Here is a 15,657-nt window from a genome sequence, read left to right on the forward strand (position 1 = left end):
ATTAATCCGGGATAGATACATTCTATCTAATTATTTTTTCTTATAAATTACGACCAGAAGCGTACATAACAATAGGATTGGAACTATTACCGTCCACTTATTAAACATAGATACCTCTGTACTCATTCCTTGTTTTTCTTCCTGGTTGAACTCTACACGCTCACCCCGAACTAGCAATCTATTGGTGTTTACTCCATAAGGCGTGCACGTAATTAATGTTGTATAATCTTTATTTTCTACAATTTGTAGATCGTCCGTTTCGTGTGGTAAAACTACTTTAATTTGATCTACTTTATAAGCAAGAACTTTGTCTAAAGAGTGAACATAAAAACGGTCTCCTTCACTCAACTTATCTAAATCTGTAAATAATTTTGCTGATGGTAAACCACGATGCCCTGTTAAAATAGTGTGCGTATTTTCTCCACCTACCGGGAGCGAAGAATAATCTAAATGACCTACCCCGCGACTCAATACTTCCTCAGTGGTCCCTTGATAGATTGGTAGTTTTATATTAATTTTCGATATTTCAATATACCCCATTACATCACCTAAATTTAACGCATCGGCATACGCTTGATGATTACTTTTTTCTTCAGAAAATGGATCTGCAAATGTTTTCGTGGAAGTTTGAACTTGTTTATTATATTCGGCTGCTTCTTTTCCCCTACGTTCTACTTCTTTCTTTTGTAGTGATTTAATCTTCTTATCGTAAGAGCTAATCTCAGAATAATGTGCACGAGTCGCCAACCAATTACTAATAGTAGGATATAAAAAAATACCTAATCCAAATAAAAAAATACCTCCTAAAACAAGATTTCGTTTCATATTTCCACCTCTGTATATACTAAAATATTGAAAAGAGGGAAGCATTTTGCTTCTCCCCTTTTCACATCACATCGTTACATATTCCTAAAATCTTAATTATTAGCAAACTTTTTTCTAAAGAAAACAAATGCCGCTGTAACCATTAACGCAAGGCCTAGTACAGTGAAAAGAGTCGTTCCTATACCACCCGTTACTGGAAGCATCCATCCACTTTTATTATTTTCTATCGTTAATTTAACCGTTTGATTATTTTCGCTAATCTTTACATCAATGGGGTCTTTTAATAATTGATAAGATGCTGTAGTACCATCTTCTTTTGTATAAGTTGGTGCTTTCGTTTCAAAAATTTGATAGTCTCCATACGGAATGTTAGTCCATTTAATGACACCACTTTCATCTGATACACCTGTGACTTCTTTTCCTGCTACAACAACTATTTTCCCATTTTTATCTTTAAGTACAAACTCTGCACCTTTTAATTTCTTCTTATCAGCACCATCAATTTTAGTTAACTCGATAATTCCAGTTGTCGGAACAACAACTACAGGTTTAGATTCCTTTTCTCCAATTACATCATTTTTATTTATAAAATCAATTTTTGCTGTATTTAAAATTTCGGAACCAGAAGCTACTCCTTCTTTTACTTGTGATTTAATTTGTAAATGAAATTCTTTTTTACCATCTAATTTTGTGAAATCTTTTACTGTAGCTGTTACTTTTTGACCTTCTACAGCTACCTCTACAATACTTGTATTTACTTCCGCTCCATCAATCTTCACAATCGGCTTTCCTTGAATCATTAAACGATTGTCAAAAGTATCTGTTACCACATATTTTTTGTATTCTTTAATGTCTTCTGGTATTAATGTTTTGATATCATAATTGTAATTAGTTAACGGATTTATTGGTAGCGCTTCCAAATTTCCGTTAATCTTTTTATTAATAGTTGGTTCTTCATAGTTTTTCACTTCTACTTTAACTACTGTACCAGAAGTAATTGTTCCATCTTCGTTAATAGTTCCGGAGGTCTTTATAAAAAACTCTCGTTTAGTCGGATCTATTACATACCCTTTCGGTGCTTTTGTCTCTTGGAAATAGTATTCCCCATACTCTAATCCTTGCACGCGAATATGCCCATTACCATCTGTTGCTAACTCTTTTTTCACTTCCGTACCATCTTTTTTAAATAAAGAGAATACTGCGCCTACTAACGCTTTTTCATTTGCACCAGTCTTTACTAAATCAACTGCACCACGTTTAATCTCATTTTTTGGATACATATGAACATCATAGTTTAGCACCTTACCCTCTTTATTCGTTAATGGAATATCCACTGTATACGTATTTGGATTTAGGTTAACATGCGGAGGTCCAGCCACTTCTTTCACTTCATAACGTCCTAGCGGAAGATCTTTTAATACAGCTTGTCCGTTATCATCTGTTACTACTTGAGTTGGGGTTGCTCCCATTACAGGTTTCACATCTTCTTTTACGATTTTCCCATCGTTTGAAATTTTTTCAAACGACGCAACCCTTTTCACTTCAAACGTTACACCTTTTAACGGCTTCGTATTTGTTGGCACCTCTTGATTTGAAGAGCCATCACCTTCTAGCCCTGGTGTTCCATCTTTTTCTTGTTCATACTTATGAATCGTTAAAGTACCTTTGGATGGTGAAGTTGCCTTTACTAATACACTAGACCATGTAGAAAATGTTAAGAAAAGCACTAAAAGCACACTAAATATTTTTTTCATTTCTCTTATCCCCTTTACTACTTCTATCATTTTAAAAATCTCTTTATTACTATTACCCTCTTAAAAGCAATAGTGTGCCAAGTATCAGATTTAAACGAGTAACATAAAACATAGTCGTCCAACAATCCATTGTTTACAATCACTTTTTCACTCTTCTTATTTTCTATTATTACGTTGTCTCTCCGTATGATATATGTAGTTTTCTCCCCTGAATTACACTTATATCTCTACTTCAAAAATCGTTACATATTAACTTCCATTGCTAATTTTCATTAATTTCTCCCTTCCTATCACTATTTAAAATGCAATCTTCATCATTTTTTCATACATATAGCAATAACCAGTAAATAAGTGTGACGATACATATTTTACGTTACTCCCTAAAACTATTACCTGTATATTCAAATAATATGTGCTAATCATGTTAAATTATGGTATTATTCTTAGAAGTTTATAATTTTTTATATTTTTTATAGATATAATTTTTCCGTTTCTACTTATGAAAAAAGGAATATGTAAGCATTCAACTATTACGCACAACTGTAAGGAGGAAGAATATGACTAAAAAGCTCAGTCTAATTGAGATAGAGTACATTTGCAATATGTTTTTCCAATCTTTTGAAATCCCAGTTTATTTTTTAGATTGTAACAAAAATATTCTTATAGAGTTTACATCAAAAAATGATTCACATTCGTTGTATGCATCAAACATAGAACAGTTACATGTGCTTTTTCAGAAAAATGATACATATAATTCCCCCATTTTCAGAACTCACCAACATCTAGGGCACTTCATATTAATTCACATAAAGAGCCATTATATGGTGAATGGTACTGTTATTATTGGGCCCTTGACACATGTAAATTTTTCTACAAGTAAAACGGATAGTAATCTGAATTTTATTTCTAATTATAAAAAAAATTCAGATGTAAGTACCTTTTCAAATAACAGTGACTCACTTTGTATAAGTCCTAGTAGAATTTTAAACGAAGATGTATATTTTCCAATACAAAAAGACGAATCTATTTGTCATAATTTGTATATAGAGCAACAACTACTTGGAGCTATAGAAAACGGGGATAAAGAAAGCGCACTCAAATATTATTACGAATTCCAACAAGAGACTTTTTCATCCTTATCTTCATTCCATCAATTAAGACGTCATAAAAACATTTGTATTTCATCCATCACACTTGCTACTAGATATGCTATAAAAGGAGGACTTCCTTCCGAGATTGCTTACAAGATTTACGATCTACACATCCAAAAGACAGAGGATTTAAAAGACACAGAATCTGTTTGGGATTTATTAAGAAATGTTTTCTGTACTTTTGCGGACCGTGTAAAAGCACAAAAAGTACAGCAACATTCAAAGACTATCGCTATTTGCAAAAGCTACATTTTTAAAAATATTTACAATCAAATATCTGTTAAACAACTTGCTAAACTTGCAAACGTAAATTCAGATTATTTATCTATATTATTCAAAAAAGAAGTCGGTATTTCATTAATTAAGTACATTCAACGTGAACGAATCGAAGAAGCTAAAAAATTATTAACTTTCACAACCTATCCCTTATCAGACATATGTGCTTCGCTCAACTTTAGTGATCAAAGCTATTTTACTAAAATTTTTAAGAAATTCACCAACGAGACACCTGGTAAATACCGAAAATCTCATATTGTCATTTAGAATGAAACTTTCATTAAAACAAAGTGTTTTTAGTAACTTATCAATGAAAGATTAGAGTTACTCCCAGATTCATGACCTTTTGGCTTTAGGCTATTTTTAAATCAAAAAAACACGTTACTATTCTTTTATTTTAATGAGAATAGTAACGTGTTTTATATGTAATGTAGTTCTGTAGACAGTATAGCATCCAAGCGCAAAGTTTTATAGAAGCCCATAGCACCACTAACTACTAAAATCTTATTAAACAAAAAATTTATCTAAAAATTATTTTGTGAAAAAATCCAAACTATTTTTTCGGTTAGTGATATTCTCTCTTTGGTATCCATAACATAATTTACATATAAGGCAGACTTCCTTATTTCGTTTTACTTACTTTCTACTTTATTTCTTTTAGGTAATGAACTCTTTCTTTCAAATGAATAATCCCTACTATTATTTTTGTATCTTTCTAAATTTACGAACCAAAGTGAGTACTGTACCTACAATAACCATCCATACGCCCATTGCTGTACTGTTAGTTGTACTGGCCCCCGTATTGGGAAGCTCTTTATATGTAGATTCTTTTTTATCAGAATTACTGTTGTTCGGGATATTACTGTTATTAGCAAGGCTATCTGCTTTTCTATTGTCTTTATCTTTCACATATATTTTTTGTATTTTATTTACCTCGTTACCCGCGGAATCTCTAACACTATATATTATTTCAAAAGTACCAGATTTAGATGCATCTACAGTTCCTTCATGCTCTACTTTAGAAGTAATGTCACCGTCCTCTTTATCAGTAGCTAACACTCCTACCATTGGATCAAATTGATCCCCCTCAGTAATTGTACTTGTAGCAGGTACTTTTAGCATCGGTATTTCATTTTTTACTTCTTCTCTAACTTTGACCGTTATAGTTTGTTTCGCAGTTACTTCATGACCTTTAGAATCTGCAACTGTGTATGTTAATACGTAAGTACCGGCTTTAGAGGTATCTACTTCACCATCAACTTTTACTTTAGAAGTAAGATCGCCGTCTTCTTTATCAATAGCTTTTACTTTTTCCATTGGATCGAATGAATCTCCTACATGAATTGTCGCTGCAGCAGGCACTGTTAATGTAGGATTTAGATCTGATGTTTCTCCATTTCCCTCTACAATTACAGTCTGTGTTGCCGTTGCATTCCCTCCTTGAGAATCAACGACAGAGTAATCCACAATGTATTTGCCTGGTTTAGAAGTATCTACATCACCTTTATGTTCTACTCTATTTGTTAAATCACCATCTTCTTTATCAATAGCTTTTACATTTCTCATCGGGTCAAACGTATCACCTACACGTAGTGTACTTGTAAGCGGTACAGTTAAGTCAGGGACTTGGTTTGCTTCAGTTTTTTCGTTTTCTTTCACTGTCCCTTTAATTTTTGCTGCATCAAAAGCTTTTTGGACTGCTTCAACCTCAATTGAGTTCGCTCCATATTTGTTTGATGCAACTTTAAGACACGCTAATCTTAATTCAGAGAAATTAGAAGTCATGTTCAATTCATCAGTATTCGCATAATAGAAAATATCAAACATTTTATCTTCACCAATACCATTTACAGTTACACCGTTATGTGTGCCACCTTGTGCAATTAAATACGCGACTTTATTAATAATACTTGAGTTGAAATGAACACCCTCATTATCCTCTCCATTTAAATCACTGTATTTACTATAATCATCTGGATACGGTACTCCATCAAAAAATTTGACTGCAGATGGATTTTTCATATTACGGAGAACTGATCCACTTTGTTCTCCTATTGTCCAATTAAATTCCCCATTATTTATATATTTCTCAATAGCCGTTCCCATAATATCAGATAATGCCTCGTTAATTGCCCCAGATTCTCCGGAAAATTCAAGATTAGATTCGCTAGATGTAATAGCATGTGTAAATTCATGGCCCGCTATGTCAAATGCTTTTACCATTGGATCACCGTATATAAGCATACTAACATTGTTAATATTAGCACTAAATGCATTCCCCCAATTTTTAGGATCATCTGTTTCTCCGGAATCCCATGCATGTACAACTGATACTACTTTTTTTCCCTTATTATCAAAACTATTACGCTTATATTTGTCTTTATAAAAATCATATACCTTTGTTGCTATGAAATGGGCACTTACCGCCTTTGGATCATTAAATGTTGTTGAAGTGCTAGTTGCTAATATACCAGGATAATACCTTCCTTCAAAAGTAATATCTCTATAATTTACATCGTAGGTCTCAATTCCTTGCCCTCGTGTGTAATCAGCAAGCGCATATTTTCCGTTACTCTGTTCTGAAATACCAAATGTGCGAGTTATACCTACATCATCTATTCCTGTTCCAGTTAATGATATGAAATTACTTTTTTTAGTTTCCTTTAAGGATTCAACATGCTCTTCACTTACTTTTAAATCTGATTCTTGTACCATGTTTTTCAACATATCACCATTTTGAGCATTCACTAAATAAGTTCCAGATACATAGTTTGGTGTTGCAGCAGCAAATGTAACTTGATATGCATTGCTAGCCTGCCCATTATTTTCATCGACAAAAATAACTTCCTTAACTTCTGGCTCAGAAATAAATGTAATATCTTTCCCGTACTTCGTATAAATATATTGTTTTGCTTCTTCTTTTGATAAATTAATAGGATTCTTTAAATCTTCTTTTGCTAAATTTTGTGCGCTGTCCCCTGAAACACTTTTAATAATACCCTTTTTATCTACATGAGCAGTCAATTGGTGTCCATATACTTCTTTTCCTTCATATATTTGTTGCATGCGCACAAGTGTAGTTCCATCATATGAACCACGTTTTTGAAGAACCTTGTAATCTACCCCTTTATCTCCACTAACTTGTTTTGGAGACAAAGCATGCTCCGTCTTTTCCTTAAGGGCATCTTTCACTACATTCTCTGGCGTCTTTTGTGATGGTTGTGTAAGTTCACCTGTACGGAACGAATCCTCTTGAATATCAACTTGCATTTTGCCCGTTTCCTCTGCATAACCTACTCCATATGGTGTTACGCTTGTTAAAGCTAATCCTGTTGTTAATGCGACTATAGCTATTTCTTTTTTATTTTTCATGTTATTTCCCTCGTATAATTTCCTAAAATATGAAACTGCTAAAATTTATACAATTTATTCCTATCATAAAAAGATGACTTCTGTAATCAACAAAAGTCATCTCTTCAATATGTAATATCCCTAATATATTTTCAATGTATAATTTCTATATAAAAAGGAAAAAGCATTCATTAACGAGCATTTTGCAATACTTTTATTAGGTCATTTATATTTTCAACTTTCTGCTGAAACTGATCAAATCCACTATGTAGCAATGAAGGATTTTTATCTTCAGTTGAAATAACTTTTTTTAATTCCTGCTCTAATTTATCATATGTATCAAAGAAATTATCAAATTCTACACTTACAAGTTCTTCATTTTCTCGATAAAATCTTTTTGCTTCTATATAAGTCATATATGATTTATTTAAAAATCCTAATGAAATTAAATATTTAGAAGTGTTTTCTTGATATATAGCAATATCACATGCTATTTTCATATCAGAATAAGTCTTTTGAACAAAACAATGCAATTCAAAAATCTTAAACTTTAATACATTATTCATTTCATCCCCTCCATCCTATCTATTTTACAAAAAAAAGAATATTATACAAAGTAAAATATCAATATAGTACAAAAATAAAAAGCGAAAGATTAAATCCTTCCGCTTTTATAGTAATACATACATTTCATATTGTGCTAAAGAATTCTTTTCAAATCCAGTTTTCTTTAAAAATCCTTCTAGTAAATTGTTGTTTGGAAACCCAATTGATAAACTTGCCACATTCAACTCATCTCTTGCTACTTGTAATAATTTTGATCCAATACTACGATTTCTATAGTCTTTGTCTACGAAAATAAAACTAATTTTACCTTGTTCATTCATACAAATAGAACCTTTTAATTCATTATCGACATATGCGCCATAAAATGTATTATTTGTTTTTTCGATATAATCCATATCATTTTGCCAATTTATATGGAAGTGTAACCATTTCTGAACTTCAAGTTTAAAAGCTGGAAATTCTAATTGTTTTACTTCAATTCCCTTACAGTCTTTAGTTATTATTTTAGTCAAATCTTTTAAATTATAATAAGATAGATCGTACACTTTTTCATAGCCTAATTTGGTATAGAAATGAATCGCTCGGTCATTACCTACAATGACTTCCAGAAAAAGTTGCTTACAATCATTTTGAAGCGCCTCTTCTTTATGCAGTTCAAATAATTTTTGACTCACACCAATACCGCGGTAATTCGGATGAACCGCTAATGTTCCACAGCGCATTGTTTTTATGTTTTCATAATCTTTTATCCCACCCAGTATTACCCCTACAGATTTGTTACCGTCTAAGGCAAGAAAGGAATGTTTTAGTGAATTCCCTTCTGGCCCAAAAAACCTTTTTATAAAATCTTCTTTTGAAACTTCCATTTTTATGATGTAATCTGAAAACCCATCTTTAAAAGCTTCATATACTAAATCTATACTTACTTCACTGCATCTTTTGTATTGAATCATAGAAAATTATCCCCCACTTACTCGTATTAAACTTAGCATTCAAATACATAAAATGTACTAGTGCCAATCTACCCATCATTCTTCAATTTTTAAATATACCATTTAATTTGAAATAAACGGGCACTTGCCTACATATCTCTCACTATTAATTTGTTTTATAACAAACGGTGCAATATCACTATTTTGAATCTTGATTCCTGGCATATCTACTAAACTCTCTTTTATATTTCCAATGCTCTTCCCTTCCATAACAAATGGTAGTCTAACAATTGTCCAATCTACATCACTATCTTGAATAGCTTGCAATTCTTTATATTTATCTTGCATCATCTTTGATAAAAACACTTTAAACAAGGTAGCTCCTATTTTATTTACAATTCTCTTCTGATCTGCCGTAACATCTAAAGAGCCTCCAGAAATTAAAATATATCGTTTTATTTCAAATTCTTTCATTGCTTCTAAAATATGCTTTGATACTGTGCTAAAAATATAAGATTCATTTTTGGGTTGACCTACCGCATTAATTACAGCTCGACACCCTTTAAGTAATTTGCGTATTGAAGAAAAATCACGTGCATCCCCATCAATAATCTCTACATTTTCATTAGTTATCGTCATATTATTAGAATTTCTTGTTAATATTTTTACTTGATATCCCTTTTCTAACGCTTGCTTTACAAGGAATTTCCCGGCTTTTCCGTTTGCACCCAGAATAGCTATTTTATTTGTACTTTCCAATATTAACCCCTCTTACTATCTATTATTTACTACATTAATCTCATACACTCGTAAAAAAGTAATTAAATGCTCGCACGCTCGTTCACAAGCTAACATTTTAAAGATTTTTTGTTCCTCTTTCGTTTTATCATTTGCTTGATCTGAAGCAGCTTTTAAACATAGAAAAGGTTTTTTATTGATTTGGCACACATAAGCGAAAGCTGCTACTTCTTGATCAACCGCTAATGCTCCATATACAGTATGGAGTAAATATCTCATTTCAGAACTACGGATACGTTGATCTCCAGATAAAAATGTACCAAAATGAATCGGATCATAAGATCGTATCTTTTTTATTCTTCTTACAATTGACTTTGTTGTTTCAATAGGCGCTGTTCTACCATTGTATAAATTAAAAACATCTTCCCCCGAACCAGCAGCAGTAACATCGTGTTGTATTGCATTAAGAGCTACTACAATATGACCATTTTTCACCTTATTTGATAAACTTCCGCATATCCCTGTCATAAACAACTCATCTGGCTGAAACTCACTAATTAATAATTGTACACAACTAGCGCAGCTTACTTTGCCAACTCCAGTTATAACCGAGATAATTTCCAGATTATTTATATAATGAAAATGAAATTCCCAAGCTGCTCTTTTTTCAATGCGTTCGCTTGGATAATATTGATGCAAATACGTAAGTTCAGGTTCCCATGCGGCTACGATTGCAATACGTTTCATTACACGCTTCACTTCCCCCATTGTTGTCATTTAAATAAGTTATCTATACTTTCTCGTTCATAATCTAGAATCCATTTTTTATATTTCTCATATAAGTTTCGTATTGTTTCTTTATTCTTCGCAATTACTTCACATCCTCTATCATCATACATAAACATGATAATATCTTTTGTTGCATTTATGAGAAATACATCTGGATAAGAAATTTCTTTTAACTGCCAAAATGCTTCTTCTAGCCAAGGATATATAACTTTCAATATAACGCAGTATTTAAATATCCCTTTCATTTGTATTCGTTACGAATGTTTTAATCCCCTTTTTATACGTTACATGAAATTTTATGGAGAATCATTGCTACAAAATACATAAATGTTTGATATTATAGTAATGTTAATGATTTGTAAGGAAAGGAACTACATAATGAATAAAAACATATTAATTATTGATGATGATAAAGAAATTGTTGAGTTACTTGCTGTTTATTTGCGAAATGAAGGCTATAACATTTATAAGGCATACGATGGCGATGAGGCATTGCAAATGATTTCTACGTATGAAGTTGACCTTATGGTTTTGGATATTATGATGCCAAAACGAAATGGATTAGAAGTTTGCCAGGAAGTTCGTGAGAATAATACTGTACCTATTCTTATGCTGAGTGCAAAAGCAGAAGATATGGATAAAATATTAGGTCTTATGACAGGTGCGGATGATTATATGATTAAACCATTTAATCCATTAGAATTAGTAGCTAGAGTGAAAGCTTTGCTACGAAGATCATCTTTCCAAAATGCTACTACCCAAAAGAATGAAGATGGTATGATTCGCATTCGTTCTGCTGAAATACACAAACATAATCATACCGTTAAAGTAAATGGAGAATATATTAAACTTACATCTATTGAATTTGATATTTTATATTTACTTGCGAGTAATACTGGAAGAGTATTTAGCTCCGAAGAAATTTTTGAACGCGTTTGGAATGAAGATGGTTATGGTTCAAATAAAACTGTAATGGTCCACATTAGTAATTTACGAGATAAACTTGAAACAGTAATGAATGGAGAGAAGTTTATTCATACTGTTTGGGGAGTAGGCTATAAAATTGAGAAATGAAGCATTTGATATATTAAAAGATATCCCAAAATGGAAGATGATTTTTTGGTTCTTGTTAGCTATCACACTCACCCCTATTACTGAATTAATTATATATCGTCTTGTTACAAGTGTAATTGAAAGTTCACTTACGTTAAGTGAACTTGGAAAAGAGTTCATTAGAATTTTTGGGTATGAAAAATATAAAGGAATAAAGGAATCTCTATGGTTGATGATTGTCTCTTATTTATTTTTATTTTCTATTTTCTCATCCTACCTATACATTTTTTATCGTCATGAAAGAAAGCTTTACTATGAAACTTGTATTAAAAAAATGATAGAAGAGATTCGTTATATTGCAAATGGAAACTTCAATCATAAGGTTTCTATCGTAAATCATAATTATCTGGAAGAGCTAGCGACCGGGGTTAATCAAATTATTGAACAATTGAAAGTCTCAATTGATGAAGAAAGACAGGCAGAACAAGCAAAAAGTGAACTTATTACAAATGTATCACATGATTTACGTACCCCTCTTACCTCTATAGTTGGATACGTGAATTTAATCCACCATGATAATTATAGAGATGAAGTGGAATTACGTCATTATATACAAGTCATTTACGATAAAGTAACCCGTCTTAATGCATTAATGAATGACTTGTTTGAATATACACGTGTTCAAAATAAGGAGTTAAGTTTATATTCTGTCCCCATTGATATTGTAGAGCTACTTGGACAATTAACTGTTCAATTCCGCATACAAGTTCAAGAAGCAAATATAGAATGTCGACCTTCTTTCCCATCTCAAAAACTCATGGTATTAGCTGATGGAGACAAATTAGTACGTGTGTTTGAAAATCTTATTATAAACGCCATCGCTTATGGAAACGACGGTGGATATATCGACCTTGCTGCCTATGAAAGCAATAATATGATTACTATAGATATAACAAATTACGGCCAACCTATTCCTAGTACAGATTTACCTCATATTTTTGAACGTTTTTATCGCGTTGAAAAATCACGCTCTACAAACACTGGTGGATCTGGACTCGGATTGGCAATTGCAAAAAGTATTGTCGAATTGCATAAAGGAACAATCGAAGTATATAGTGATGATAAAAAAACAACTTTCACTGTAAAACTACAACCATATAAATGTTAATACAGCTTAATTTTAAGTCCAATTTCTTACCAAATAAGAAATTGGACCTTTTATTTTCCATTAACATCCAAAATTTAATAATCCTTTATAATTCTTTAGAAATTCTTTACCTTTTCTTTCTTCCTAATTAAGCATTCTTTTTTACAATAGTATTATTGATGTCATAGTAGGAGGATCACTTATGCAATTCTTGAAAAAGTTCACAATTTTATTATTATCTTTTGTTATTACAGCACTAATCGTTTTATATTTTTACCTTTATGTAAATGGTCCAATTATTCAAGCTAAATCAGCTATTTTAATAGATGCTAATTCAGGTGAAGTTGTTTATAAAAAAAATGAAGAAACTCCTATACAATCAGCTACCTTATCTAAATTAATGACAGAGTATATCGCACTGGAACAACTGAACGAAGGAAATATACAGTTAGATGAATTAGTAAAAATAAGTAACGAAGTTTTCCGAGCAGAAACGAGTCCTATACAAGTAACTTCGAAAGATAAAACGACGGTTCGTGATTTACTTCATGCTTTGTTTTTGACAGGGAATAATCGTTCCGCACTTGCCCTTGCAGAACACATTGCTGGAAACGAAGATAATTTTACGCTTTTAATGAATGAAAAAGCAAAACAACTAAAGTTATCACAACCTTCCCCGTTTCTAAATGCTACTGGAATGAATAACGATACGAATAAACAATCAACTACAACAACGATAGACGTAGCTAAACTAGCAACACAATTAGTAAAAGACTTTCCAGATGTATTGAATATTACGAAACTAACCTCTTATCAATTTACCTTCAAAGATTCCAAAGTTTTCAATACCAATAAAATGATATATTCCCTTAATAAAAACATTAAACTCCAAGGTGTTGACGGCTTACAAACTAGTTTTTCAACTAATGGTAATTATAGTTTTGTCAGTACAGCAAAACGAGGAGATACTAGACTTATTTCAGTAATATTAGTCGCCGATGATGAAAACAGTACTTTTATTGAAACAAAAAAATTACTACAGTACGGTTTTGATCCTTCTTCGTACTCTGCACTCCAATCTTTTAAAGATGCTGTTACATCTTGGACAGTTTTGCTTCAGTTTAAAAATTTGATCATACAAACATTGTTGATTTTCTTCATTATTACAATTTTAATGTTTTTACATATACGTCAGAAAAAATCCGAGGATTTCAACTAAGAAATCTTCTTATATATAAAAACCGGCTTGCCTTTACAGTGCAAGCCGGTTTCTAAGTCTATAGTCCTCTTCCAATTAAATTCGCTGAAATAGGTTGAAGATTTAACTCCCTCGCCCATATAGATAGTTGACCGATATGGTGAATTTCATGTACAATTACGTGCCTTAAAACCTCACCATATGTATATGTTTTATCTGTCCATGAAGCTTTTAATATTTTACCTTCTAAGTTAGCTGACCATACTTGTAAAAAATCTTCTAATTCTCGTTTATATAAATCAGATAACGCTTTCACTTTCTGGATTGATTGATACTCTTTAAACTGCGGTGCATTATCTTCTTTTCCTTGAAGCGCACTAATCCAGCTATATTCAACATCTACAATATGAAACAATGTTTCTAAAATACTCCCAACACCACCAACACGTTTGCTGAGTAATTCTTCCTCTGAAAGTTGCTCACACCACTTAAACCAATCATCTCTTACCTGCCAATTGTATCGAAATAAAGTGTACATATTTATCTCTCCCCTACTCCAATTATCCACCTAACAGCATCTATTACATAATGTGGCTCATCTTTTTGAATATAGTGACCGCTTTGTTCTGCAATTACAAATTTATTATTGCTTGATAATCGTAAAAATTCTTCTTGCAACTGTAACCACTTCAGTTGTGCAGCTTGCGAATAAAAAGCTTTTTTACCAGCAGCTAACACGACAAGTGGAATATTTCTCGTTGACTGACAATGTTTATCTGCTTCGCCTAGACTAAACATAAACTCTTCATAAGAACTTTCATATACAAATTGTTTATAGTAAGCTTCTTGAAAGTCTGGGGACATGATTGGTAAAAAATCTTCTTTATAATTTTCTGGTGTCGAATCCACCAAAACAATTCCCAGCATATCTTCTGGATAAAAAGCCGTAAATAAACGTGCATTTATACCACCAAAAGAATGTCCTACAAAAATATAAGGTGGTTTCAATTGTAATTGCGCTAAGCAACTTCTTAAATTTTTTACCATTTCAGAACTAATACGTTGCTTGGAACTCTTCCCACTTTTTCCTAATCCAGCTCGATCATATGTAATTACCGTCCCAAATTCAGTCAGCTCTTCAGCAATATGCTCCCATGCCTTGGAATAATCTCCATAACCTGCTTCCATTATAATAACAGGTTGCAACTGCTTTCCTTGGAATACTTTTGAATACATTTTAAAATCATCAACTTGTACATATTCCTCTATACATTTAACCATTGACGATCACTTCTCTCTGATTAAGTTCCTCTTCAATTTGATTAATTATTTCATCGACAGATAAAGATCCATCCAAAACAATATCTGAATTTGGCTTTACAGTATGAAGCGCCTCCAAATAGGCTTTTCTAGCATATGTTATATAATGTTTTAAATCATTATGTATTTCACTCATTGTATCTTCCTTAAAATCTCGCAAAATTCTTCTAGCCATCGCAATATCTAAAGGCGTATCGATAAATATAGTTACATCAATAAATTGTCGCATTTCACTATTTAAGTATGCAAAAGGATAATCTACAATAATATAATCTACATTACTATCCCGTATAAGATGCTGAATATCCTTAATTAATGGTGTGAGTACCCATTCATCATAATTTGCTCCATCATCAATCCATTTACAAATATCTGCAGGACAGTTATCAAAGTTATAGCTATCAAAATATAGTGCTTTTGAATTTATTAACTTGTGAGTTAATCTTTCTGTAACAGTAGTTTTACCTCCTCCTGAAACAGCTGCAATTGTAATGATTTTCTTCTTGTTATTCATAATTTCCCGCCACCCCCTTTTAATTAACATAACATAATTATA

15 protein-coding genes are annotated in these 15,657 nt (G+C 32.0%); 4 read left to right on the top strand and 11 right to left on the bottom strand.

Annotated elements, in window-relative coordinates:
* Positions 1-30: 30 nt before the first annotated feature.
* Together ACUN28_RS16925 and ACUN28_RS16930 are read right to left on the bottom strand one after the other, a co-directional pair.
* The gene (locus tag ACUN28_RS16925; RefSeq protein WP_080118184.1) at positions 31-825 is read right to left on the bottom strand and encodes a class C sortase; all 795 of its coding nucleotides are present in this window, start codon (positions 823-825) and stop codon (positions 31-33) included.
* Positions 826-917: 92 nt separating this feature from the next.
* Positions 918-2,579: a SpaA isopeptide-forming pilin-related protein gene (locus ACUN28_RS16930; RefSeq protein WP_080117970.1), complete on the bottom strand. Its 1,662-nt coding sequence runs from the start codon at positions 2,577-2,579 to the stop codon at positions 918-920.
* 557 nt (positions 2,580-3,136) lie between these two features.
* On the opposite strand from ACUN28_RS16930, the gene ACUN28_RS16935 reads away from it, so the two are divergent.
* Positions 3,137-4,273, top strand: a complete 1,137-nt coding sequence (locus ACUN28_RS16935; RefSeq protein ID WP_016087782.1) for an AraC family transcriptional regulator — start codon at positions 3,137-3,139, stop codon at positions 4,271-4,273.
* 432 nt (positions 4,274-4,705) lie between these two features.
* Here ACUN28_RS16935 and ACUN28_RS16940 read toward each other — a convergent pair whose 3' ends face one another.
* The 6 genes from ACUN28_RS16940 to ACUN28_RS16965 form a co-directional block, all read right to left on the bottom strand.
* Entirely contained in the window at positions 4,706-7,378 is a 2,673-nt protein-coding gene (locus ACUN28_RS16940) for a M4 family metallopeptidase (RefSeq protein ID WP_016087783.1), read from the bottom strand.
* Positions 7,379-7,548: 170 nt separating this feature from the next.
* Entirely contained in the window at positions 7,549-7,923 is a 375-nt protein-coding gene (locus ACUN28_RS16945; RefSeq protein ID WP_016087784.1) for a hypothetical protein, read from the bottom strand.
* Between the two features lie 105 nt (positions 7,924-8,028).
* A complete protein-coding gene (locus ACUN28_RS16950) occupies positions 8,029-8,877 on the bottom strand; it encodes a GNAT family N-acetyltransferase (RefSeq protein WP_016136701.1) in 849 nt (282 codons plus the stop codon).
* Positions 8,878-8,979: 102 nt separating this feature from the next.
* Positions 8,980-9,615 carry an SDR family oxidoreductase gene (locus ACUN28_RS16955; protein ID WP_016087786.1) on the bottom strand — a complete coding sequence of 212 codons (636 nt, stop codon included), beginning with the start codon at positions 9,613-9,615 and terminating at the stop codon, positions 8,980-8,982.
* A 15-nt stretch (positions 9,616-9,630) separates the two neighbouring features.
* Positions 9,631-10,371 carry a phosphorylase family protein gene (locus ACUN28_RS16960; protein ID WP_016087787.1) on the bottom strand — a complete coding sequence of 247 codons (741 nt, stop codon included), beginning with the start codon at positions 10,369-10,371 and terminating at the stop codon, positions 9,631-9,633.
* Positions 10,368-10,628: a DUF3885 domain-containing protein gene (locus ACUN28_RS16965; protein ID WP_016087788.1), complete on the bottom strand. Its 261-nt coding sequence runs from the start codon at positions 10,626-10,628 to the stop codon at positions 10,368-10,370. The genes ACUN28_RS16960 and ACUN28_RS16965 overlap by 4 nt, the downstream gene beginning before the upstream one ends.
* Before the next feature lie 133 nt (positions 10,629-10,761).
* Between ACUN28_RS16965 and ACUN28_RS16970 the strand changes: the two genes are divergently transcribed.
* The 3 genes from ACUN28_RS16970 to ACUN28_RS16980 all read left to right on the top strand — a co-directional run bounded on the left by ACUN28_RS16970 (position 10,762) and on the right by ACUN28_RS16980 (position 13,802).
* Positions 10,762-11,457 carry a response regulator transcription factor gene (locus ACUN28_RS16970; RefSeq protein ID WP_016087789.1) on the top strand — a complete coding sequence of 232 codons (696 nt, stop codon included), beginning with the start codon at positions 10,762-10,764 and terminating at the stop codon, positions 11,455-11,457.
* A complete protein-coding gene (locus tag ACUN28_RS16975; RefSeq protein ID WP_016087790.1) occupies positions 11,447-12,604 on the top strand; it encodes a sensor histidine kinase in 1,158 nt (385 codons plus the stop codon). Before ACUN28_RS16970 ends, ACUN28_RS16975 begins: the two co-directional genes overlap by 11 nt.
* A 181-nt stretch (positions 12,605-12,785) precedes the next feature.
* A complete protein-coding gene (locus tag ACUN28_RS16980; protein WP_016087791.1) occupies positions 12,786-13,802 on the top strand; it encodes a D-alanyl-D-alanine carboxypeptidase family protein in 1,017 nt (338 codons plus the stop codon).
* Positions 13,803-13,860: 58 nt separating this feature from the next.
* Here ACUN28_RS16980 and ACUN28_RS16985 read toward each other — a convergent pair whose 3' ends face one another.
* From ACUN28_RS16985 to ACUN28_RS16995, 3 genes are read right to left on the bottom strand one after another with little or no spacing between them, the layout of a single operon-like run.
* Positions 13,861-14,319 carry a DinB family protein gene (locus tag ACUN28_RS16985; RefSeq protein ID WP_016087792.1) on the bottom strand — a complete coding sequence of 153 codons (459 nt, stop codon included), beginning with the start codon at positions 14,317-14,319 and terminating at the stop codon, positions 13,861-13,863.
* A 2-nt stretch (positions 14,320-14,321) separates the two neighbouring features.
* A complete protein-coding gene (locus ACUN28_RS16990; protein WP_016087793.1) occupies positions 14,322-15,062 on the bottom strand; it encodes an alpha/beta fold hydrolase in 741 nt (246 codons plus the stop codon).
* Positions 15,055-15,615 carry a hypothetical protein gene (locus ACUN28_RS16995; protein ID WP_016087794.1) on the bottom strand — a complete coding sequence of 187 codons (561 nt, stop codon included), beginning with the start codon at positions 15,613-15,615 and terminating at the stop codon, positions 15,055-15,057. Before ACUN28_RS16995 ends, ACUN28_RS16990 begins: the two co-directional genes overlap by 8 nt.
* Positions 15,616-15,657 lie beyond the last annotated feature (42 nt).

This window comes from Bacillus sp. WC2507 (genome assembly GCF_052656125.1).